The organism is Streptomyces sp. NBC_01077 (assembly GCF_045162855.1).
In the GTDB taxonomy this organism is placed as follows: Bacteria; Actinomycetota; Actinomycetes; order Streptomycetales; family Streptomycetaceae; genus Streptomyces.
The window spans coordinates 9,117,902-9,139,895 of sequence record NZ_CP108669.1; the positions used below are offsets into that span (position 1 = coordinate 9,117,902).

Genomic DNA, 21,994 nt, shown 5'->3' on the forward strand with positions numbered 1-21,994 from the left:
TGCTCGTAGGCGGGCGGCCAGGGCGGGACGGGGAACCGCCCCCGAGTGAAGGCCTCGGGACGTTCTGAGCGCGCACTTGGCCGGACAGGTCATCACCGTGCGCAAGTCACAGTGAGTGTGACTGCGCAGCTCGGTTGGCACTTGTGTATTTTCGTTGGCGCGCCGCGGGCTCTCCAGGTGACGGGGATCCCTGACGTGTGGACGCGCTCAGTCACACCCGCCCCCGGATATGACATGCAGCAAGTCATTTCGTGCACGTTGCGGCATTGCGGGTCAGCACCCCGCCTCGGTTCGCCTGAGACCGGACATCTACGCTCAGTGCCCGGGGCGGCAGTGATCGGGCGGGACGGGTTCCGAGGGGAGTGCGCGGTGCGCGCTGGGTGGATCAGGCTGTGGCAGTGGACGGCGTGTGGCGGGATCGGGTTGAGTCTGTACGCGGGCTGGTTGACGTTCGATGACATCCGGGACCGTGCTGCCAGTGAGCGCGACATCAGCGCGGCGTGCGATCGGCTCGTGTCCGGGGCCGCGGTGATGGATCTGCACGGCGGGATGGTCCGGGCCAAAGGCAGCGACTACGACAAGTTCAGACTCGATGTGGGCGAGCTGCCCGGTTCCTGCACGGTCTTTGAGGTGCCTGGTCCCGGCAAGACCACAGGCCTGTTCACCTTGACCGTGCGGGTCAGTGACCCTGCCAAGCCGTTGCACTGGATCGGTGACGACAACGATCTCGAGCCGTTCCGCGACAGTCTCGGCAGCCAGAAATCCGATGTCACCGCGATCGCCGACCGGCGCCCCGAACCGCGACCGATCGGCGATGGCACCCTGGGCCGGTACGGAAACTGGTACACCACCATCCGCGCCGAGTGCGGCGCCGGCAGCCGCGCGACGGCTCCGAGGCTGGTGAACGTTACGGCCGGCGCCGACTACGACGACGTCTCCGCAGCGGACCGTGAGCGTCTCGCCCATATCGCCCGCTCGGCCACCGAGGAGCTCACCGACCGGATCGGCTGCCAGGGCCAGCTGCCCGCCCTGCCTGACCACCCGTTGCCGTCCGTGCCGTCTGACCTGCGCCCCGCGCAGGCGACGGACGGTTCATGCCGCTGGTTCGCCCGACACATCCAGGAGCAAGGGCAAGGCCGGCTGCCCGACCGTGCCCTTGCGACACCTGCCCTGGACGCGTCCCCCATCGAAAGCTGCCTTCTGGCGGTCAGCCCCGACCAGGTGGGCCGTATCGACGACGGCTTGCCCGACGACGAACACGATTCCGCACGCAGTGCGCTCACTCACTCGCCGTGGTGGCTGCGTACCGGCTCCTACTTCGACGCAGAGGCGCACACGGTGGGATTCGACGCCTTCGGCGGCGAGGACAAGATCGTCACAGCGGGAACGGCCGGACACGCAAGCGGCGCGTGGTGGGCCTCCTCCATCTGCGACGGCAAGCCCGCACTGCACACCCTCAGCTCCAGCTACACCTATGACAACGTGCTCGGCCCCCAGACGCTGTCGGCCCTGTTCCGCGCGTACGTCGACGACATCACGAAGCGGCGCGGCTGCACCCACGTGACGTACCCGGAAGCGAAGGACTTCCGTGCCCCCTGAGCACCAAGCGGCATCGTCCCGTTGACGCTGGCGACGTCCGCGACCGCGCCTAGGTGTAGCGTTCCCTCTTCTGTTGTGGAAAGCGGCTGCCGCGACGCCCTTCTCGTCGGCGAGCCCCTCGGTGCAGGCCGGCCGGGAGATGCCGTCGATGGCGGAGTGCAGGTAGACGTAGCCACGCTTTGCACCTGCTGACTTCGTGCGGCTCGGCGCCTTGGCCCGCTCTGAGTCGCGACCGTGGACGCGCCAGCCGCCCCCGTGGGGAATCCGTCCGCCTTTCTTCACGTCCAGATGCAGCATGTGGCCAGGCCGGCGAGCGGTGATCCTGCCCGGCTTCCGGTTGCTGTCACCGCACGGATCGAGGAACCGGCGGCGTCCGAGCCCAGCTTGGTGAGGTGTCGTGTGACGGTGCGGCGGTTGACCAAGTAACCGATTCCGGCCGGCTCAGGGGTGATCCGCTGCGCGGACCACCCCTCCTGCCGCCCCAGGACTCGATCTTCTCGATCACCCACGCCGGTGTCGTGTCGCACGCGGGATGTGGTGCGGGGGCGACGGACGGTCGAGCAGGCCGATGTCACCAAGACGGCGCGAGCGATTGACCCACTTCGAGCCGCACGCTCGCGAGATTCACCTCTCGGCGGCGACTTGCGCGATCGTGCGGGTGCGACAGCGTTCGACGAGGCGACGCCGACCCTCGACCGAGAGAGGCGCATTCCGGTGCGGCGGGGTCATCGGGCGATCGGGGTGGCGCCGGTCGCGGCGACGGAAAGGTCCCACAGCCGTGCGGCCGAATCCGGGTCGATGGCGTATGCGCGGACTCCGCCGCCGTCCATGGGAGCCTCGGGAGCGGAGACACCGGCGATGTCGCAGTCCTCCAGGTAGAGGCCGCCGAGGCCGTCGAGGAGGAGGGATGTGGCGGCCCACAGGCCGGTGGCGGCGCCCTGAGCCGGGGTCTTGAAGTCGGCGCCGATCACCTTGCCGTGCTCGTCCACCCACCCGCGGTCGATCTGCTCCTGAAGGGTCATCTCCCGCTGCAGCCCGGTGATGATCTTGCCCGGGTGGAGCGCGAACGCGCGGACGCCGTCGCCGCGGCCGAGGGCGTCGAGGTGCACGGCGAAGAGGGCGTTGGCGGTCTTGGCCTGGCCGTAGGCCAGCCACTTGTCGTAGCCGGTACGGAAGTGCGGGTCGTGCCAGCGAATGTCGGTCAGAGCGTGGCCGGCGGAGCTGTTGACCACGACGCGGGCACTGCCGGCGGCGGCCAGGAGCGGGTAGAGCTCACAGGCGAGGGTGAGGTGTCCGAAGTGGTTGGCGGCGAGCTGGCTCTCCCAGCCGGGCCCCACGTGTCGTTGGGGGGTGGCCATGACTCCGGCGACGGCCATGAGCAGGTCGATCTTGGTCAGCGAGTTGCCGATCCGTGCGGCGGCGGCGCGCACACTGTCGAGGTCTGCCAGGTCCATGGGGATGACCTCGCAGCCCTCCACGTCTGCGAGGGCGGCGCGGGCGATGTCGGGCCGGCGTGCGGGGACGAGGACCTGGGCTCCGGCGGCTGCCAGGGCGCGGGTGGTTTCCAAGCCGAGTCCGGAGTAGCCCCCGGTCACGACGGCGCTCGTGCCGGAGAGGTCGAGGCCGGCGGTGATGTCCTGGGCGGTGCTGGTGGCGGAGAAGGGCGAGCCGAGCGGCTGCTGATCAGTGCTGGTCATGCCGACGACGCTACGATCTGGAGTGAGGTCTAGATCAAGTCCTAAACTGTGGCGCATGGCAACCATCGAGACTCCTACGGAGCCACTGGGCATCGGCGAGGTGGCCGAGCAGACCGGACTCAGCGTGCACGCTCTGCGCTTCTACGAGCGCGAGGGCCTGCTGGTCGGGCCGGTCCAGCGCACCTCCGGCGGTCGGCGGCGGTACACCACCTTGGATGTCGACTGGCTCCTGATCTGCGTCAAGCTACGGGAATCCGGGATGCCGTTGGCTGACCTCAAGCGGTTCGCCGAGCTCGTACGCCAGGGTCGGGGCAACGAGGCGGAACGTCTGCAACTCCTCGATGCCCACCGGCAGCGCGTCGACGCCCAGATCCAGGCTCTGGAGGAGTGCCGCTCCGTCATCACCTGGAAGGTCGGCGTCTACGCCGAACACCTCGCCCGCGGCGAGGCCGACGGACTCTGGGCCCCGACGGCCTGAGTCCTGGGACATGCTCTCCGTGCCTTGCGGGGCCCGCCATCGCAGTCGCCCCGCATCACCATCCCCGGAACCGAAGAGCGCCTCCCTGCTCACCGAAAACGTCATCAACGTCTCGGCTCGCAACACCTGGTAAGCCCGGCAGCCCTTTCACGACGAGGCGGGGCAGGTCGTGCTGCGGAATACCGCGGATGTCGTCGTACGCCTTGCCGCACAGCCGGCATCCGACGGGCCGTTCATCGCCGACGGAGATGACCACCGCGAAGAGGGTGGCTTCGGAAGCGTCGCAGGGTACATCTCGCGGGTGCAGGGAGCAGTACACGAACGCCATCCTGGCCCACGACCAGAAGGGACCATCCTCCGACTGCGTTGCCGGAAAGCTCCGGGCGGGTGGGCCCGCCCGTGGTACGAACCCCACGTACGCACCCTGCGACGGAAGGGACTCAGAATGGACCACGACGGTGCGAAGGGGCAGTCGGTGTCAGCGGCGGAGCTGTTTGACGGCCTGGGGATCGACTACGAACGCGCCTTCGTCCGGCTGCCGGCCCAGCTGGCGGCGATCGAGTGGCTCACCGCACGGCTGGGCGCGGGGGCCAGGGTCCTCGACGTCGGCAGCGGTACGGGACGCCCGGTGGCCGACCTCTTGGTGGGCGCCGGCTTCGAGGTGACCGGCATCGACGTGTCGGGCGAGATGGTCGCCCTTGCGAGCGCACAGGTGCCCGGGGCCCGCTTCGAGCAGTGCGACGTGCGCGCATTCGACGCGCCGGCGGGCCACTTCGACGCGGTGTGCGCGTTCTTCCCGCTTCTGATGATGAGCCGGGCGGAGGCGGCCGCCACGCTCAAGCGCATGGCCGGCTGGCTGGCGCCGGGCGGCTTCCTGGTGACGGCGACCGTGCCCGCGGACGTGGAGGACCTCGAGATCGTCTGGATGGAGCGCACGGTCAGGGTCTCCAGCTTCTCGGTGGAGGAGTATCTGCGCCTCCAGAGGGAGGACTGCGGCCTCGACGTGCTCCACCACGCGGTGTCGGTCTTCGTCCCGGACGACGAACGCGCGGCTCCCGAGGACCACCTCTTCACCTATGCCCTCCGTGAGGCCCTCACGGAGGGTGGGGCATCGGCGGTCTGACGTTCGTCGCCGGCGCGTCACCGGTGCGAGCGGAACTTCCCTTGCGTTCGCACCATGTCCTGTTTCTGGCCCGGTGCCATCCCCTCCAGGCGGAGATGGACTCCGGAACCGGAGCCCGCCCCCGTCGGCGGAAGTCGTGACGCACCTACGGCTGATCGCGGCAAGGCTGCGAGGGAGAATCTGACGGTACGTCAATTGACGACGTATCGGTTATTGACGGTTCATCAGTTCGGTCACAGAATGCGGTCACCCGACGGATGGATCGCCCGTGCCTCGACCGTTGCGCGTCATCGCCGCCGCCTTCGCCCTGCTCCTCGTCACTGCCTGCAACTCCGCTTCCACCAGTGGAAGTAGCCCATCCTCCGTACGCGGAGTCACCGCCGACTCGATCAAGGTCGGCGGCATCGTCTCCATGACGACTGCCAGCGGCTACTCCAAGAAGGACACCGACCTCGGCGCCCGGGCCCGTTACGATCGGGCCAACGCCGAGGGCGGGATCAACGGACGGAAGATCGAGTACCTGGGGGCCGAGGACGACGGCCAGGACCCCGCCAGGAACCTGGCCGCGGCTCGCAAGCTCATCCAGCAGGACAAGGTCTTCGCCGTCTCGCCCATGAGCTCGGTCACCTTCGCCGGGGCCGACTTCCTGGAGGCCCAGAAAGTCCCGACGGTGGGCTGGGGCACGCTCCCCTCGTTCTGCGGGCCGGCCCATCTGTACGGATTCAACGGCTGCCTCGTCCCGATGCCCGGCGGCACGCTCAACCAGACCTGGCCCGAGGGTCTCGCGAGTGTCCTCGGCGGCTCGCGCGGCAAGTCGGTCGCGCTGATCGCCGGCGACAACGACGCCGGCAAGTTCGGCATCCGTACCTTCACCCAGGGCTTCAAGGCGGCCGGCTTCCAGGTCGCGTACGCCAAGGCCGTGGTGCCGGCGACCTCGATGCCCAGCGACTGGTCGGCGTACACCAAGGAGATCCTCCGCTCAGGCCCCGGCGGCGCCGCACCCGACGCCGTGGTCTCCGTGATGCAGACGCCGTACAACATCGGCCTGTTCACCGCGCTCAAGCGTTCCGGCTACAAAGGGGTCATCTCCGACCCGACGGACTACGACCCAGGGCTGCTCGCGAAGGACGCGACGAAGCAGGCCCTCGACGGGGTGCACGTGCTGCTGCAGTTCCAGCCCTTCGAGTCGGACAGCCCCGCGATGCAGGTGTTCAAGGCCGACATCAGGAAGGCCGCCGGCGGCGAGGACGTACCCCTCAACATGCACATGATGACGGGGTACATGAGCGCCGACCTCTTCCTCTCGATCGCCGAGAAGGCCGGCAAGGACCTCACCGTCGAGTCCTTCCAGAGAGCCGCCGACGGCTTCTCCGACACCGGGACGCTCGTGGGCGACCGCGCCGAGCCCAAGGGCAAGAAGGAGAGCTTCGGCTGCGGGGCGCTCGTCCGGTTGAAGAACGGGCGGTACGAGGTGGCGGTCCCGTTCAAGTGCTATCCGCCGATCCCCTTCGGCTGAGGGGCGCGTCACGTGGGTGACCTGCTGGGCTTCGTCCTGAGCGGGCTGGTCTCCGGCGCGCTGTACGCGCTGCTCGCGACCGGCCTCGTGCTGTCCTACTCCGCCTCCGGGCTCTTCAACTTCGCGCACGGAGCCACCGCCTATCTGTGCGCGCTGGCGTTCTACGAGCTCCACTCCGGCTTCGGCTGGCCGGCCGTTCCCACCGCTCTGTTCCTGGTGTTCGTGGTGGCGCCCGGCCTCGGCTGGGGCCTGGACCGGCTGATGTTCAGAAAACTGGCCAGGGTCGGCGAGACAGCGCAGATCGTGGCCACGATCGGTCTTCTGGTCGCGCTGCCCGCGGCCGGACTGTGGGTGGTCGAACTCCTGGAGCGGGCGGGCGCCCCGGTCCAGTCCGCCGAGAACCAGTTCGGGCTGCCGGGCGTCGGGCCGAGCCCCGCAGTGTCCTGGCAGCCGCTCGACGGCGTGGGCATCGACTCCGACCAGCTGATCACCTGGATCGCCACCGCCCTCGCGGCGGCCGGCCTGTGGGTCCTGATGCGGCACACCCGGCTCGGCCTGCGGCTGCGGGCGGCGGTCGACAACCGCGCGCTGACCGAGCTGCGGGGCATCAGCGCGGACCGGCTGTCCTCGATCGCGTGGATGCTGTCGTCCGGCCTCGCGGGCCTCGCCGGTGTCCTCGCCACCCCGCTCCTCGGGCTCTCCGCGCACGACTACACGCTGTTCCTGTTCGTCTCGGCCACCGCGGCGGTCCTCGGGCGCTTCGCGTCGGTGCCGCTCGCCTTCGCGGGCGGCCTCGGGCTCGGGGTGCTGCAGAACCTGGTGGCGGGGTACGCGTCGTTCGCCGAGGGCATCACCGGCTTCCGGACGGCCGTACCGTTCCTCATCCTCTTCGCCGGTCTCGTCGTCCTGGGGCGGCGCCGCCGCCGCGCGGCGGGCACGGCGGCAGCGGACCCACCGCCGGTCGACTACCTCGCCGGGAAGGGATGGGGCCGCCGCTGGGGCGCGTGGGTGGTGGCCGGCGCGCTCCTCGGCACGGCGTTCTACACCGTCACCACGCCCTTCTGGAGCGGGATCCTGGCCCAAGGGCTCGCGATCGGCCTCGTGTTCATGTCGTTCACGGTGGTCACCGGTCTCGGTGCGATGGTGTCGCTGGCCCAGGCGACCTTCGTGACCGGCGCCGCCCTGGTCGCCGGGCTGCTGATGAGCCACGGCTGGCCCTTCGTCGCCGCGGCGGCCGTCGGCACGGCGGCGGCGGCCCTGCTCGGCGCGGTGGTCGCACTGCCCGCACTGCGTCTCGGAGGCAGATCACTGGCCCTGGCCACCCTGGCACTCGCCTTCCTGGCGGATCAGATGCTCTTCCAGCTCGGCTGGCTGCGCAACGGCGACACCGGGTGGGAGATCCCGCGCCCGGTGGCCGGACCGGTGGACCTGGGCGACGACAGGGCGCTGGGGCTGGCGCTGGTGCTGCTCAGCGGGGTGATGGTCGCCCTGCTGAGCTGGCTGCGCGGCTCCCGCTGGGGCCGGGCCATGCTGGCGGTCCGCTCGGCCCCGGAGGCCGCCGCGGCGTCGGGGGTGTCGGTGGTACGGACGAAGCTCCTGCTGTTCACGGTGTCGGCGGGCCTCGCGGGCTTCGGAGGGGTGCTCTACGCCTCGTACAACACCAGGATCACCGCCACGGACTTCACGGCGATGACGGGCCTGGTGTGGCTGGCGGTCGTGGTCGCGGCGGGGGTGCGAAGGCCACAGTTCGCTGCGGTGGCGGGGCTGGTCTTCGCCGTTGTGCCGCATCTGATGTCGACGTACGTGACGGAGTCCGCACATCTGCCGGTGATTCTCTTCGGTCTGGCGGGGCTCGCACTGGCGAACGATCCTGACGGGTACTGCGCCGCGCTGCCGTCGAGGCGAGCGGCCCGGCGCGCCGCGAAACAGGGGACGGCGGCGCGAGGGCCTGTGGCGGGGAATGTTCGCCCACCCCTCGTGGCGTGGGGGGACCCACACGTCCCGGAACAGGCGACAAGCCCCCGGCCCCCGGAGGGCGACAGCCGAGCGCCGCGGAGCGGAACCGGCGCCGCTCGGGCGGGCGACGCCCCGCCTGTGCCGTGGCTCGCGCGGACGGCCGAGCCGCACATCGTCGGTGCCGGGGATACCGCCCCGGAAACGGGCAGCGGCACCGGCGAGGCACCGAGCGCGCTCGAGCTGAGCGGCGTACACGCCGGGTACGGCGGCGCGCCCGTACTGCACGGCGTGGACCTCGTGGTGCGCGGCGGCGAGGTACTGGGGCTGCTCGGGCCCAACGGGGCCGGGAAGTCCACCCTCTGCCGCGTGGCGGCGGGACTGCTACGGCCGGCCGGCGGTCTCGTGCGGGTGGAGGGCGAGGACGCCACCCGCGACGTGGCGGTCGCCCGGGCGCGCCGTGGAGTGCGTCTGGCTCCCGAGGGGCGAGGCATCTTCGCCGGGCTCACGATCGAGGAGAACCTGGCCCTGCAGCTGACGGGAGCCGAGGACCGCGACGCCGTGTACGCGCGGTTCCCCGCGCTCGCCGCACGCCGCGCGGTCGCCGCCGGGTCCTTGTCGGGCGGCGAGCAGCAGCTCCTTGCCCTCGCCCCGCTCCTCCAGCGACCGCCGGCCGTCCTCGTCGCCGACGAACCGTCTCTCGGCCTCGCGCCGCGCGTCGTGGACGAGGTCTTCCGTCTCCTGACCGAACTCCGCGACCACGGCACCGCGCTCGTCCTCGTGGAGGAGAAGGCGGCCGAGGTGCTCGGCATCGCCGACACCGTCGCGTACCTCGCACAGGGCGAGATCGCCTGGTCCGGGCCGCGGTCCGAGGTGGACCCGGACCGGCTCGCCGAGGCCTACCTGGGAACGGGAGCCCGCCGATGAGCACCACTCTGCTTCGCGCGAGCGGGATCGACGTCCGCTTCGGCGGCGTCCACGCCCTGCGCGACGTGACCGTCTCCGTCGGCCCCGGCGAGATCTGCGGCCTCATCGGGCCGAACGGCGCGGGCAAGACGACGCTCTTCGACGTACTGTCGGGGATGCGGCGGCCGGACGCGGGAGCGATCGCGTACGACGGTACGGACATCACCCGCCGAACCCCCGTCTGGCGCGCCCGGCACGGCATCCGCCGCACCTTCCAACGCCAGCAGCTCTTCGGTCAGTTGACCGTCGCGGACAATCTCGTCGTGGCCCAGGACTGGCGGAGCGGAGTACGGCCTGCGGCACGCCGCCACCGGGAGCGGGCCGCCGCCGTGCTCCACGAGTGCGGGCTCGACGCGCTCGCCGGCTCGTACGCGGGCGGCTTGCCCGTCGGACAGGCGCGCATGGTCGAGGTGGCCCGCGCGCTCGCCGATCCGCCCCGGGTCCTGCTCCTGGACGAGCCCGCATCCGGGACGACCGCCGAGGAGCGTCGCGGACTCGCCGCCGTCATACGGCATATGGCGGACGAGGAGAACTGCGCGGTGCTGCTCGTCGAGCACAACGTGGCCTTCGTGATGGAGCTGTGCTCACGCGTCGTGGTGCTCGACCTCGGACGGGTTCTCGCAGAAGGGACGCCGGCCGAGATCCATGCGGACCCGGCGGTGCGGGAGGCGTACCTCGGCGCCGGTCCCGGCAGGGCGGAATACGATCGCCCCGGTCGTTGACGCCGGGACTGTCACTCGGCGACGTAGGGACCCTTGAGTCACCCTCGTCTCGCCGTCAACCTCCTTTGCGTCATGGTGAGTTACCGGAACTGTCGGATGGCGGGGGAGGCGTCTGATCACGACGAGTCGATGCTGATCGAGTAGCCGGCGTCGACCTCCTCGAAACCCCGGGCGACGGTGGCCCCTGCGGGCCGGGAGGCGAGGATGTCGAGCCCCGCCGCAGAAGATAGTTGGCGGTGCCCGCTTCGGAGCGGGACCGCCCAGTTCTACCAAGCAGCCGTCACCCTCCCATCGCCCTGATGTGAGCGTGACACTTTGACGGCATCCTCTAGGAGAGCACCCATTGGGGTGGGTGTCCGGGGTCGGCCGGGCAGGTGAAGACATGCAGGTCCCGGTCCCGGCCGAAGCGCAGCCGAGTGGGTCCGGCAACGGACTGACCGCCCCGGACCGACGCCTTCCCTCGCAGGGACGGGTCGCGGTCCTCCAACGGCATCCAGCTGTGTGAGGCGGCGTCCATCTCGTCGCCCCCGGCAGTCAGCAGCAGCCCCATCGGGGTCGCACAGGACTCGCAGGCGATGGCCAACGGGCCTGTCGACGCCCAGCTGGGAAAGCCACCGACTCGCCACCCGGGTGGGATCGACAGGTCGCATTGGTAGCTGGGGGCGTCGGGGCCGTGTTCCGCCGTCTGGGCGTCGTCCCAGGAGTCGATGAGGGCGATCAGTGGGGCGGGCAGGGTGTCGTCCTCAGCCCAGGGGTAGGTGTCCACCTCTTCGGGATGCAGGACACACGGCTCGGGGAGCTCGTCTTCCCATCGCAGCAGCGGTACTTCGGGCGGAGCGGCGAGGAACCGCGCCGCGCGCTCGGCCTCCTCCGTCCGTCGCCACCGCAGGTGGTAGGCGCGCTCCAGGTACGGACCGTGGGTGAACGGGCAGCGGAAGAGCTGCACCAGGTCCGCGCCGGCGGGCCCGGCCGCCAGGCCCGGGACGTCCCGGCGGAAGAACTGGGCGAGCCCCACGAACGGCACCGGTCCGTCCTGACCAGGCGTGCCGGTGCCGGGCCACGGCCGGCTTCGCGGCCACAGGCCTGCGGCCCGGGCGCTGCGGATCTCGTCCGGCGCGTATCCTTCGGTCTCGCGCTGGTGTGGTTCGTGGCAGGCCGGCCATGGTTCGAGCTCCGGCCAAAGGATCGGTCCGCCGACATGGCTGTCGTGTATGCCGGGCCGTCCCGGCCTGGGGTGCAGCCGGGTCGTCCGGGCTCGGTGGGCGGCCAGCTCCGGGAAGACGGCCTCCACGGATGCCGGTCTGGCCGGCGTGGTCCTGGACATGTGCAGACCGTACGTGGCGGGGAGGATGCCTCGCGAGCGGATTGCCGCGAGCCCGTCCGCGATGACACGCGGCGCCTGGGTGCATGGCCGAGTTCTCCTCGGTGCGTCGTGCTGAGCACAACCACGGTCCTAGGGAAAGCACTGAGGCGTTCTCGGAGCTCGGCATCATCACTTTCCGGAGGACAGGACCGTTCCTGCCGCCGAGTAACAGACTTTCTCGAAACCCACCACCTACAGAGCCAGTGAGCACGCCTGCGAGGACGAGATCCTGCTCCCCGTATGTACGGGGATGGCCCCTGGTACGTACGGGGATGGCCCTTGGCGCACCGCCCGAGCCGGCGTCTTCTCCAGGTGCTCACCGCGCCCGCGGGCCGAGGAACCGGCGAGGAAGCACGTCAGAGCCGCCCAGGCCGGTCTCCTCCGTCCCGGAACGTCCTGGTGGCGAGCCACGCGCCCGGGGCGCCGTCATGATCCTGACGGCGACCGGTGGAGGGAGCGGTGCCCTACTACTGGGTCACCGATCCTTCCGGTGACGGGTCACGGCCTGCTTGCGCGGAGGTGGGGCGAGCAGGTTGCGGGGAGACGGTTGCTTACAGGGGAGCGGTCACCCCAGCCGCTGCCCTACTGCCCGCGGTGAGGAGAGTTCCCGGTGGCCGGCCCTGTCGAGGCCCGTTTCGAGGACGGCTGGTCGCCGGTCGGCACTGGGTGATGTACGCCGTCGCCGCTCTGTCCAGCAGCGCTGCCGGCCCTTGGGCCTCTGCTGGACCTCCGCCGTCATCTGTGGCCGGCCATGTTCTCTGAAGCGCTATGTACCTCTTGTGTGGATATTCTGTCCGGTGTGATCGAGTCTGGACGACTACGGCTACGGCTTCGCCGGCGCTATGGCCCGGGGGTGCTTGTGCGGCTATCACCGGTCATTCTGACCGTGGTGATCGCCTCACTGGCCTACACCACTCCGCCGGAGATGGCTTTCAGTCGCCTCCTGCCTGCCGCACCGGCCCTGGCCGCCGCCATGTGGCCGGTCCTGCCCACCGTCCTGCTCGGCACGGTCTGCCTGCTGCTGATGATCGGCCTCAGCCTCGTCTTCCCCGACCTTGGAACGTGGTGGACGGTCGCGGGGATCATCGCCGTCACCGTGGCCGCCGCGTACGGAAGCCATGTCCGGCTCCAGCGGGAGCGCACCCTCCTCCAGGTACGGCTCGTCGCCGACGCGGCGCAGCAGGTGGTGCTGAGCCCGATGCCACGCCGCTTCAGAAACGTCCAGATCGAGTCGCTGTACCTCGCGGCCGCGGCGGAGGCGCGTATCGGCGGGGACTTCTACGAGGCGATCGACACGCCGTATGGCGTCAGGCTGCTCATCGGTGACGTACGGGGCAAGGGTCTGCCGGCAGTGGGAGCGGCCGCGGCCATCGTCAACGCCTTCCGCGAGGCCGCCTACAGCGAGGCCGACATGGTCCACGTCGCACGCAGGCTCGACGCCAGCTGCACCCGGTACAACGGCGCCTTTCCCCCCGAAGGGACGATGGAGCGCTTCGCCACCGCGCTTCTCGTCGAGATCCCGAACGACGGCGGGAGGATTGACGTCCTCAACTGCGGACACCCGCCCCCGCTCCTCCTGAACCGCACGACACTCCGCGTCCTTGAGTCGAAAACCCCCTCGCCATTGCTCAGCCTTGCCGACCTGCTGGGTGATCACTACAGCGTCGACAGCTGCGCCTTCGCCCCCGGTGACCTGCTGCTGCTCTATACCGACGGGATCGCCGAGGCCCGCGATCGTAACGGCGAGTTCTTCCCGCTCGCAGCCTGGATGCGTCGACAGCCCCTGACGCCACCCCGCGAACTTCTCACGGTGCTTCACCGCGATCTTCTCCGCTACACCAAAGGACGTCTTGACGACGACATCGCCGCCCTCGCCGTACGCCTGTACGAGCACCGAGCCACCCCGTCCCAGTGAGCGACTCGCCATGTCTGCACAGCGAACGATCTTGGCAGGGCGATCGGAGATACGGCGGGTGACGTAGGTACATGGTCCATCAGTGACTCCCCGCCGCCTTGCGGGCCGTCGTCGCATCCCTGAATCAGCACGCCGAGAGCGTGACACCAGCTACAGACACAACCACGGGAACACCGATGCGCACTGACGTCGAGGTCGTCTGGGACGTACCCGAGATCCCACCCGGACTCGCGGGCCGCGGGCAACGGTTCATGGGCCGGCAGCGCACCACCGCGCTGGCCAATGCCCGAGACGCGCGCGGACCTCGGGCTCCGACCCCTCTTCAAGGTCGGAGCCCGACGTGTTTGAGGGCGACCGCGCTGAGGTCGGTGATGGCTTGCCGGTCCCCTTGACGCCAGGCATCGGCCCATCCGCCTGGCGGGACCGGCAGTTTGGCGAGTGCGCCTGGAGGACCGACGAGGGCGCGCAGGGCGAGCAGGTCGGCGCCTCCGGGAGCCTCGGCGAGGCGGCGCAGGGTGCTGCTGCGCCGGATCCAGAGCAGGCGCGGCGGGAGCCACAGCAGCAGGACGAAGAACACCGGAATGACGATGAGGGCCGTCGTGACCACGTTGGCGACCTGGCTGACAGCCTCCTGGAGCGACACTCCCGCGTCGGCGAAACCGGAGCTCGCGTCGGCCGCGGCCTGGAGCGGCTTCTTCAGGACGCCGCCGATGAACGGCACGTCCGACGCAGCGTCTCCCGCGTTGCCGAGCTCCTCGGCAAGACTGTCGCCGGAACTCTCCACCTTGCGCCCCGGTACGGCCAGCAGCATGATCGTCTCGCGGACGACGAGGGCTGCCCACACGGCGGCGGCGATCAGTGCCACGGCGATCAGGTCCACGAGCACCTGGCGGTTCCGCCGTGCAGGTGTCTGGGCGTAGAAGCGCAACGGAGGCTCCCGTTCGAGTCATGGCGTCGAGGTGGTCCGGCCGCCCGGGCCGCGACGCGGCCGACCGGTCGTCGGATTAACTCTCCCACCGCGTCTCACGGGCAAACGTGCGACACACGAGGCACGCGGGAGTCCCGGCGTGGGCGCTCGCAGGGGGGTGGACGGCGTACTCCCGACGCAGAGGCTGTGGGTTCGCATCCCGCCTCGGTCGTCGAGCCGTAGAGGAGTCGGGCCCGACCGCACACGTGTCCAGGGCGTCAGTCGACTGAAGAGCAGGCCTCGCGTACTTGCTGACGCGTGGGCGATCTGCCACTCCACGGCACCCTGACGAGCCGGGGTTGGCTGCCGACCCGGTGTCTCACGTCGCTGGGGGCGGTGTCGAGGTCGACGAAGGCACTGGTGAACGCCCCGGCACTGACTTGGTGGTGGTGCCACTCCGGGGAGTTCACGACCTCGTCGAACGCATCCCGGACGTCGGGGGCGTCGTACGCGAGCAGGGTCATCCCCGCCAGCGCGGTCAGCGGGCCCTCAGGGTACGGAGGCAGCTCGGGCGGGGCGGGGTGCGGGCGGGGGAGTGGGCCCGCGGGGACGTGCAGCACTTGGGAGCCGGAGCCTTGCACGTCCTCCTTGTGGCCGCGCCTCGGTGGGCGAACCTGATTCCCGGTGATTCGTCGGGCCAGGTGTCGAACATCCAGGTCGCCGGACCGGTGTACGAGAAGTGAACCTGCCCGACAGACTGCCCGCAGCCCGTCTCCGGCACCATCACCCGCTCCAGCTCTGCGGACCCGTCGGCCCAGACCGTCAGGCGTCCGCGGTCTGAAGCAGACCAGACCCCCTCCACGTCAGTGGCAGTGAGTGGCGCACGGCGTTGATCCTCGGTCAGGTCCATCAGGACTCTAGGTTGCCCTGCTCCACCTTCGCGCTGTGAAGCCACAGTCCTGCATGCCCAAAGGGCTCATCGAGCACCTACACCTGTGAAAGTCTGATAGGCGACACGTACGCTCTGGTCAGGACCGTCAGGGGTGGTCAACTCGCTGAGAGGTGGGGCGTTGGGAGCTCAGGAGGGGGTGGACCGGGTCGTCGGCGGGCGGTACCGGCTCGTCAAACAACTCGGCTCAGGGGGATTCGGTCGGGTGTGGAGGGCGTACGACGAAATGTTGGACGTCGACGTGGCAGTCAAAGAGGTGTGGCTGCCGCAGCAGGCCGCCTCCGCTTCCGGTGCCGAGCATCGTGAGCGGGTGGTGCGTGCCGCGCGTGAAGCCCGCAACGCCGCCAAGCTGCGCGATCATCCGCACGTCGTCGCCGTCCATGACGTGGTCATTGAAGACGGCACTCCCTGGATTGTCATGCGCCTGGTCGAGGGGCGATCCCTGGAAGGGCACCTGCGCACGGACGGGCCGCTGCCCGCCCCGCGCGCAGGCGAGGTCGCGGCCGCGCTGCTCAAGGCGCTGAAGGCCGCCCACACCGCCGGGATCGTGCACCGCGACCTCAAACCGGCCAACGTGATGCTCACTGACGACGGCCAGGTACTGCTCACCGACTTCGGCATCGCCGTCCACGAGACCGACACCAGACTCACCGTCACCGGAGGCGTCATCGGCTCCGCCGAGTACATGGCCCCCGAACGCCTCCAGGGCATCCAGGACCAGGCCGCCGGCGACCTGTTCTCGCTGGGGGCCACCCTCTACGAGGCGGTCGAGGGCATCTCCCCGTTCCGACGTGAGACCCCCGCAGCCACCATGGCCGCGGTCGCTCTCCACGAGCCCCCGCCGATGCAGCAGGCCGACCCCGTCCTCGCCTCCCTCATCACCGCCCTCCTCGCCAAGAACCCCGAAGACCGTCCGACCGTTGACAGCACCCTGGCCATTTTGCGGGCCGGCGCCCCCACGATCACCGCAGCGACGCCCATGCTGCCGCGCGCACCCCAGTCATCGACCGTGCCCGCTGCATCGACCGAAACCGCGGCGCCGGTGTCCCGGATAGCGCGTGTAGGGCGTCTGATCACGGGGAGCTGCTTCCTCGTGATCGGACTTGGCATCGTTGCATTCGGTTGCAGCGTGTTCATCCGCTCTGGAGGTGGCGCACCGGCCTTCGGCGTCTCCCCTGTCGCCTCCGCTCTGGTCGCAGTGCTCTTCGGAATGGCCGCGATGTTCTACCGATGGAAGGACCATGGCAAGCCGTCTTTCCGGATCGTCGGCGGGGTCTTCCTCCCCGTCTTCCTCCCACTGACCCTGATCTGGGAAGTCTGGAACGCGGTGCTGCTCGCATAGCGGTACGATCGAGGGCGCGCGGCATTCTCGATCATCCACAACTGACAGTCCGGCGCAGCTGCTTCATGAAGAGCTCAACTCGCCGTACGGGCATGCTTCGTGGTCGCTTTCGGTAGATGTAGCGGGTCGTCGCCTATCGGGGCACCGCAATGGCGCTCCCAGCGCCTCCCATGGCTGCTCGCTCGTGGCGTACTCCCGCGGAGCGATAGGTGCGCCGAAAGGAAATCCGGAAGCGTTTCTCCCGGAACACCTCCTGCGCCATGTCTCTCCCCTGGACAACGCTCGTGAATCACAGCCAGATGCTGATCGCGGCTATGTGAACCGTGGCCTCGAAGCAAGCGGCGAGCTTGTCGAAGCGCGTGGCCACCGCCCGGTGCTGCTTGAAGCGGTTGATCCCGCACTCGACCGCGTGCCGGGCCTTGAGGTCCTCCCGGTCGAAGGCCGGGGGCCGCCCGCCGTTGCGACCGCAGCGTTTGCGGTTCCTGGCCTGGTCAGCGGGTTCGGGCCTCCCGTCGCGGAGGCGGCAGGCTCTGTGCGATCACGCGCTGACGTCGGCGGCACCGCCATCGAATCCAACACCGGTTCCTGCCGCCTCTCCGGCGCCAGCGCGGTGTCGAAGCGCCGGCCAAAGTCGGCTGGTCTCGTGGACGACCCGCTGCCCCCGGTGCGATTGTTCAGCCATGACGACGAGACGACGAAGCCAGGCCGAACGAGACGAGATCACGGTGGAGATCGGTTATGCGCTGTTGAGCGCATGCTTTCTCGGTGTCGTGGTGTTCGCGACGATCGCCGGTCCGGCGGCTGTCTGGAACCTTCCTTCGGCGGTCGAGAAGTTCCTTCTGGTCGCGGGGGCTTCGGTTGCTGGAGTTCTTGCGGTGATCCGTGTCATTCATGTCCTCTGGCGACACGGACAGCGCCGCTAACACGCCCCGTCGCGCGCGAGGGCCGGGCCGTCACCCGCATCGGAAGTGACGCCTGTTCGTCGCAGGGGGTATCAGGCAGCCTTCGTCTCCCTTGAGTATCCGCAAGCAGGCAAATCTGCCCCGGCCCCCGAGCGCATTGGCAATCTCTGTTCCGGGAAGGGAACAAAGTCACCCCGCATGCGCGGTGATGGTCCCGCTGACTCGCCGGGGCTCCTGTGCGGTCGCGCGACTCTCCGCGTGTCTGTGGGGAGGTTCCAGCAACGGTTTCCCGGCGTCCTCGGTCTGCTGTCTGCCGCTCGTGGGATGGTTCCGGGTGTGCCGTGATGTGTGAGGATCTCCGGCCGTGGATCCCCTCGGTTTGGATAGTGCAGGGTGACTGGGTGTCTGTCGATGAGTCAGGGGAGCGACTCCGGCCTCGGCTGCGGATCGGTGAGTGCCCTACGAGCTTGGGAGCGATTGATATCGAGGCATGCCGGCCTGGCGGGTCGGCTGGTGGGTGATCAGCAGGCGGGCTGCTGGGCGAGCACCAGTTCGGCGCTTGGCTTGCGGCGGCGGTTGCCCGGCGGGCGGAGAGGTCGGAGACCAGGCTGGCGATCGCGAGATGGGTATCGGCGTAGGTATCGCGGCGGCCAATGAACCGCCGGGGCGGCCTGCGCGCGGGCGGCGGACCTGCACCTCGGTCCCGTCGATCCGCAGCTCAACGCCTTCTGCGTCGGTGTAGGCGAACAGGTCCTCCAGCGTGCGCAGCCGCACACCTGGGCGGTCGGGGACAGCGAAGCCGCGGGCCGCGAGCAGCGGGCGGACCTTGTGGAGGGCTCCGGACACGGTGGAGCGGTTCACCCCGTACAGCTCGGCCAGCGCCGCGTGCGGCAGCCCCAGCCGCAGGTGGACCAGCGTGGCCAAGAGCCGGTCGGTGAATACCAGACGCTGCTTGGGCCCCGCGCCAGCGGCCCGCCGCCGGCCCCCGCCGCGGCGCTCGTGGAGTGCCGACTCCCGGGTCGCTCCCCACTGCGGCGCGAGTTCTTCGAGCAACTCGCCGAAGTGTGCGCGGGAGATGCCGGACAGGGCAGGATGGGAACAGGCCGCACGGGCCCAGGCTTGCGTCACAACTTGCCCAACCCGTGCGGCCCTTCTCATGTCACGGCCCGAGGCGAGGCGCGATACTCGGCCAGTGGACTCGATCTACCGCAGTACGACGGGCAAGGAACTCATCCGACGCTGGTGCCTCGACCAGCTCGCCGCGTGGCCGGTGCCGCACGAACGGAAGACGGTGACCGCCAAGGGCGCACAGACCCACGTGGTCCTCGCCGGCTCCGGCGCGAAGACGGTTGTGTTCGTCGCGGGCACCAACTTCAACGCCGCCGCGTCTCTGCCGCTGGCCACGGCCCTGGTCGCCACCGGCTACCGGGTCCTGCTGGTGGACGTCCCTGGCCAGCCCGGCCTCAGTTCTGGCGAACGTGGTCTCTCCGGCGGCCGGTTGTCCTGGTATGGGGCGTGGCTGAGCGAGGTGATCGAGAAGATCTCGTCCGAGCCGGTAGCGGTGATGGGCCACTCCTTCGGTGCCGCCATTGCTCTGTCCAGCGACTCTCCCCGGATCGACCGGCTCGTCCTGGTTTCCCCTGGCGGTCTGACCCGGCTGAGGTTGACCCCGACTGTGCTGGCCGCCTCGGCGGCCTGGTTCCTGCGGCCCGCACCGATGCACAGCGCCCGGCTCCTGCGCGCCATGCTCGCGCCTGGCCATCCGCCGCGCGAGGAATTGGTGGACTGGATGACACTGGTCGCCCGGCACGCGCGCTCCAGCGGGGCGCCCGGCGCTGCCACCCTGCCAGCGCAGTCAATTCCACGCCTGGTCGTCACTGGGGAGCACGACGTCTTCCTCCCTCCACGGCGGCTCGGCCCGGCAGTACGCGCCACACTCGGCACTGAGCTCGGTGTGGTCTCCGAAGCCGGACACCTCGTGGTCGAAGAGCGCCCCGAATGCCTGTCCACCTTGCTGGAGATTCCGGGCCGGCCCACCTCCGATGCCCCCTTGGTGTAGCCGACCTCCGAGTGCCGTGCCCGCCGACCGTCCAGGAGCCGGGCCCACACACAGCGGGGTACTCCTATCGCTCCCCAAGTCGTCACTGGGACCGTCGCGCATGTTCCCCAGCCCGCGGGCATCGGGATCTTCGTTGATCTGGGGCTTTCCGTGGGTGGTTTCGTCGACGTTCTCCTTCTGCCGCGCGACCCGGACCGGTGGCCGGCCGAGGGGACAGTGGCGAGGTTCGAGACCTGGTGGATGGATCAGCGGGCACAGATTCGCCTCAAGCCGGTCGGGTCGGCGTACCCGTTGGAGGACTTCGATCGATGGGTCACGCAGCAGAACAGCGTCGCGGCTGAGCAGCGGCGTCTGAGAGCGCAGGGGAGAGACAGGGACGCGTAGTCACCCGAGAGCGGTTTCTCGATCTTCGCCAGGGCCGCGCTCGTCTGCTCCCCGCGTCTGGCGGGGATGGGCCCTTCGCCCGGCGCGTCGCACCCGGCGGGATTCTCTGCTTCCGGGCACGGTCGGGTTGGCCCGAGTGCCAGGGCGCGCAGTACGTCGGCGCGGACTGCTCCCCGCCCGCGGGGGCGACCTCTCCCGGTTCGTGGCTGGGGCGGCGGTTATGTGATCTTGGTGATCCCGAGGGCCTTGGCGGCCTCAGGTGTGGGTGCTCCGTCCCTGCGGGAGTGGCTGAACGTCTCGCACGTATCCCCAGCACCCCAACTCCGGGTGCGCACAGCCGAACTTTCCGCCGTTCCTCGGCTCGTGCGGTTGTGGGTGGCGGGGGGTGCGGGTCCAGGACTACCTGGGTGGCGATTCCGGCGACAGGTTCTGAAGCATGTCGTGGATGTGAAGCGGCCGTTCCTGGCCTGGCCAGGGTCAGGCCTCCTGCGAAGTCGTCTGTTTCGCGGTGGCGAGGAACGTACGAATCCGGTGGTGGTCCTTGACGCCCGGGGCGGATTCGACGCCGCTGGAGACGTCGACCCCCCAGGGGCGGGCCCGGCCGATCGCCTCGCTGACGTTCTCGGGTGTGAGCCCGCCGGCGAGCAGCCACGTGCCTTCGGGGCGGGCCGTCTCGAGCAGCGACAGGTCCCACGACTCGCCCGAACCTGCCCGGGGCGAGTCGAGGAGGAGGACTTCCTCGCCATAGGCGCCGACACGCGTGTCGGGCCGCTCACTCAAGGACGTGGCCCGCCACAGCCGCGGAAAGATTTCCGCCGCGGCCGCGAAGTCCTCTTCGCGGTACGCCCGACCGTGCAACTGAAGCGTGCTGAAGCCGAGTTCACCGGCCAGGTGGGCGGCTTCGGCGGCAGGCGTGTCGTTGACGACCAGGACCGACAGGACCTCAGGCGGTACGTGGGCGGCGAGCCGCGCTGCCCGGTCCCGGTCGAGCCCGCGCACGCTGGTCCGGCTGATCACCAGACCGATGGCGTCCGCGCCTGCCGCGAATGCCACATCGATGTCGGCGGCCGTCCCCAGCCCGCACACCTTGACGAACATGTTTCTCTCCTCTGCTGCCCCCGGCGCGGCACCTTGAGCCTACTCACCCTTGACCACCCGCGGACGCGGACTGCTTCGAGGAACGCTGACCAGCCGCTCGCGCGTGCCGGCAGCAGACGATCGGGGTGATCGGCCGTCGCCACAGGCCGCCAGCCATCAGGGCCGCTGCGATGGAGTGGGCCTTACTTTCACGGCAGGAGGAGTCCTCCACCACTGGAGCGGGGCGGCGCCCTGGGATGAACCGTGGTGAATTCGGCAAGACGCCGTCACCGAACTGTGAAGCACGCGCGCGAACCTGGTGCCCACCACAGCGCAGTTCGTGCGTTGCCATCGGGGGGAGCACCACCATGAGTACCGTCCGCAGAGCCGTCGTCCTCGTAGCCGTCTCCGCACTGGCCCTGACCGCCTGCGGGCCTTCTGAGGAAGGCACCGCGGGCGGGAGTGGCGTGCCGACCGCGACTCCCACTGCCTCCGCGTCCCCGTCCGCGCCGGCCAAGCATTCGAAGCCGACGAAGCCGACGAAGCCCGCCAAGCCGGTCTCGCCGTCGACCGATCCGGACTACGACGTCTTTCCCTGCAGCACCTACGACGTGACGTTCACCGCGAGCCTGGCCGAGCCCACTACCAGCAGCTACCTGCTGAAGATCACCAACAAGTCCGGCAAGCCGTGCCGGGTACTCGGCCACCCGGTCGTGACCTTCGGCGACCTGGACGGGCAGGCGACGGAGCGCGGCACTGCCCCCGGGATCGAGGAGGCCATCCGGCTCGCACCGGGCCAGTCTGCCTACGCGGGGCTCATGGGCGGTCCGAAGGACGCCGAGAGCGAGACGGTCTCCTCGATCGCGATGACCATGAACACGGAGTCCGACCTGAAGCAGGTGCCGCTCAAGGCCTCGACGCCCGGCCTGAACGTCTCCGACGGCAATTCCGTCACCGCGTGGATGGGCGATGCCGAGGACGCGCTGAGCCTGTAGTCAGGCCCTCCTCCGGCACCTGTCGAACGCGGGTTACGGGCACCGGC

General features: G+C 69.8%; 16 protein-coding genes and 3 pseudogenes. 11 read left to right on the plus strand and 8 right to left on the minus strand.

Going from position 1 to position 21,994, the window contains the following annotated elements; genetic code table 11:
* Nucleotides 1-444: 444 nt before the first annotated feature.
* On the plus strand, nucleotides 445-1,599 hold the full coding sequence (locus OG462_RS40835) for a hypothetical protein (protein ID WP_406065941.1): 1,155 nt from the start codon (nucleotides 445-447) through the stop codon (nucleotides 1,597-1,599).
* 69 nt (nucleotides 1,600-1,668) lie between these two features.
* Here the strand turns inward: OG462_RS40835 and OG462_RS40840 are convergent.
* A pseudogene (locus OG462_RS40840) lies at nucleotides 1,669-2,328 on the minus strand (leucine zipper domain-containing protein); the annotation flags it as partial.
* The gene (locus OG462_RS40845; protein ID WP_406065943.1) at nucleotides 2,325-3,296 is read right to left on the minus strand and encodes an oxidoreductase; all 972 of its coding nucleotides are present in this window, start codon (nucleotides 3,294-3,296) and stop codon (nucleotides 2,325-2,327) included. The gene OG462_RS40845 and the pseudogene OG462_RS40840, both read right to left, overlap by 4 nt.
* Before the next feature lie 55 nt (nucleotides 3,297-3,351).
* Here OG462_RS40845 and OG462_RS40850 point away from each other — a divergent pair, with 55 nt between their 5' ends.
* The 5 genes from OG462_RS40850 (at nucleotide 3,352) to OG462_RS40870 (ending at nucleotide 10,054) form a co-directional block, all read left to right on the plus strand.
* Nucleotides 3,352-3,774, plus strand: coding sequence for a MerR family transcriptional regulator (locus OG462_RS40850; protein WP_406065945.1), 423 nt, complete (start codon nucleotides 3,352-3,354; stop codon nucleotides 3,772-3,774).
* 445 nt (nucleotides 3,775-4,219) lie between these two features.
* The gene (locus OG462_RS40855; RefSeq protein WP_406065947.1) at nucleotides 4,220-4,897 is read left to right on the plus strand and encodes a class I SAM-dependent methyltransferase; all 678 of its coding nucleotides are present in this window, start codon (nucleotides 4,220-4,222) and stop codon (nucleotides 4,895-4,897) included.
* Nucleotides 4,898-5,165: 268 nt separating this feature from the next.
* A complete protein-coding gene (locus OG462_RS40860) occupies nucleotides 5,166-6,413 on the plus strand; it encodes an ABC transporter substrate-binding protein (RefSeq protein WP_406065949.1) in 1,248 nt (415 codons plus the stop codon).
* A 12-nt stretch (nucleotides 6,414-6,425) separates the two neighbouring features.
* Nucleotides 6,426-9,293 carry an ABC transporter permease subunit gene (locus tag OG462_RS40865; protein ID WP_406065950.1) on the plus strand — a complete coding sequence of 956 codons (2,868 nt, stop codon included), beginning with the start codon at nucleotides 6,426-6,428 and terminating at the stop codon, nucleotides 9,291-9,293.
* On the plus strand, nucleotides 9,290-10,054 hold the full coding sequence (locus OG462_RS40870; RefSeq protein WP_406065952.1) for an ABC transporter ATP-binding protein: 765 nt from the start codon (nucleotides 9,290-9,292) through the stop codon (nucleotides 10,052-10,054). Before OG462_RS40865 ends, OG462_RS40870 begins: the two co-directional genes overlap by 4 nt.
* Nucleotides 10,055-10,382: 328 nt before the next feature.
* On the opposite strand, the gene OG462_RS40875 is transcribed toward OG462_RS40870, so the two are convergent.
* Entirely contained in the window at nucleotides 10,383-11,378 is a 996-nt protein-coding gene (locus OG462_RS40875) for a hypothetical protein (RefSeq protein ID WP_406065954.1), read from the minus strand.
* An 838-nt stretch (nucleotides 11,379-12,216) separates the two neighbouring features.
* On the opposite strand from OG462_RS40875, the gene OG462_RS40880 reads away from it, so the two are divergent.
* Nucleotides 12,217-13,332, plus strand: coding sequence for a PP2C family protein-serine/threonine phosphatase (locus OG462_RS40880; RefSeq protein ID WP_406065956.1), 1,116 nt, complete (start codon nucleotides 12,217-12,219; stop codon nucleotides 13,330-13,332).
* 322 nt (nucleotides 13,333-13,654) lie between these two features.
* On the opposite strand, the gene OG462_RS40885 is transcribed toward OG462_RS40880, so the two are convergent.
* Both OG462_RS40885 and OG462_RS40890 read right to left on the minus strand, forming a co-directional pair.
* On the minus strand, nucleotides 13,655-14,260 hold the full coding sequence (locus OG462_RS40885) for a hypothetical protein (protein ID WP_406065958.1): 606 nt from the start codon (nucleotides 14,258-14,260) through the stop codon (nucleotides 13,655-13,657).
* A gap of 257 nt (nucleotides 14,261-14,517) precedes the next feature.
* The gene (locus OG462_RS40890) at nucleotides 14,518-14,880 is read right to left on the minus strand and encodes a hypothetical protein (protein WP_406065960.1); all 363 of its coding nucleotides are present in this window, start codon (nucleotides 14,878-14,880) and stop codon (nucleotides 14,518-14,520) included.
* 447 nt (nucleotides 14,881-15,327) lie between these two features.
* Here OG462_RS40890 and OG462_RS40895 point away from each other — a divergent pair, with 447 nt between their 5' ends.
* Nucleotides 15,328-16,530, plus strand: coding sequence for a serine/threonine-protein kinase (locus OG462_RS40895; RefSeq protein ID WP_406065962.1), 1,203 nt, complete (start codon nucleotides 15,328-15,330; stop codon nucleotides 16,528-16,530).
* 289 nt (nucleotides 16,531-16,819) lie between these two features.
* Here the strand turns inward: OG462_RS40895 and OG462_RS40900 are convergent.
* Nucleotides 16,820-17,035, minus strand: a pseudogene (locus tag OG462_RS40900) (IS5/IS1182 family transposase); the annotation flags it as partial.
* Between the two features lie 175 nt (nucleotides 17,036-17,210).
* Between OG462_RS40900 and OG462_RS40905 the strand changes: the two are divergent.
* Nucleotides 17,211-17,453 carry a DUF6332 family protein gene (locus tag OG462_RS40905; RefSeq protein ID WP_406065964.1) on the plus strand — a complete coding sequence of 81 codons (243 nt, stop codon included), beginning with the start codon at nucleotides 17,211-17,213 and terminating at the stop codon, nucleotides 17,451-17,453.
* A gap of 639 nt (nucleotides 17,454-18,092) precedes the next feature.
* Here OG462_RS40905 and OG462_RS40910 read toward each other — a convergent pair.
* Nucleotides 18,093-18,590: pseudogene (locus tag OG462_RS40910) on the minus strand (transposase family protein); the annotation flags it as partial.
* Nucleotides 18,591-18,624: 34 nt separating this feature from the next.
* Between OG462_RS40910 and OG462_RS40915 the strand changes: the two are divergent.
* The gene (locus tag OG462_RS40915; protein ID WP_406065966.1) at nucleotides 18,625-19,491 is read left to right on the plus strand and encodes an alpha/beta fold hydrolase; all 867 of its coding nucleotides are present in this window, start codon (nucleotides 18,625-18,627) and stop codon (nucleotides 19,489-19,491) included.
* An 861-nt stretch (nucleotides 19,492-20,352) separates the two neighbouring features.
* Here the strand turns inward: OG462_RS40915 and OG462_RS40920 are convergent.
* Complete coding sequence (locus OG462_RS40920) at nucleotides 20,353-20,973, minus strand: phosphoribosylanthranilate isomerase (RefSeq protein ID WP_406065968.1); 621 nt, start codon at nucleotides 20,971-20,973, stop codon at nucleotides 20,353-20,355.
* A gap of 347 nt (nucleotides 20,974-21,320) precedes the next feature.
* Between OG462_RS40920 and OG462_RS40925 the strand changes: the two genes are divergently transcribed.
* Nucleotides 21,321-21,947: a DUF4232 domain-containing protein gene (locus tag OG462_RS40925; RefSeq protein ID WP_406065970.1), complete on the plus strand. Its 627-nt coding sequence runs from the start codon at nucleotides 21,321-21,323 to the stop codon at nucleotides 21,945-21,947.
* Nucleotides 21,948-21,994 lie beyond the last annotated feature (47 nt).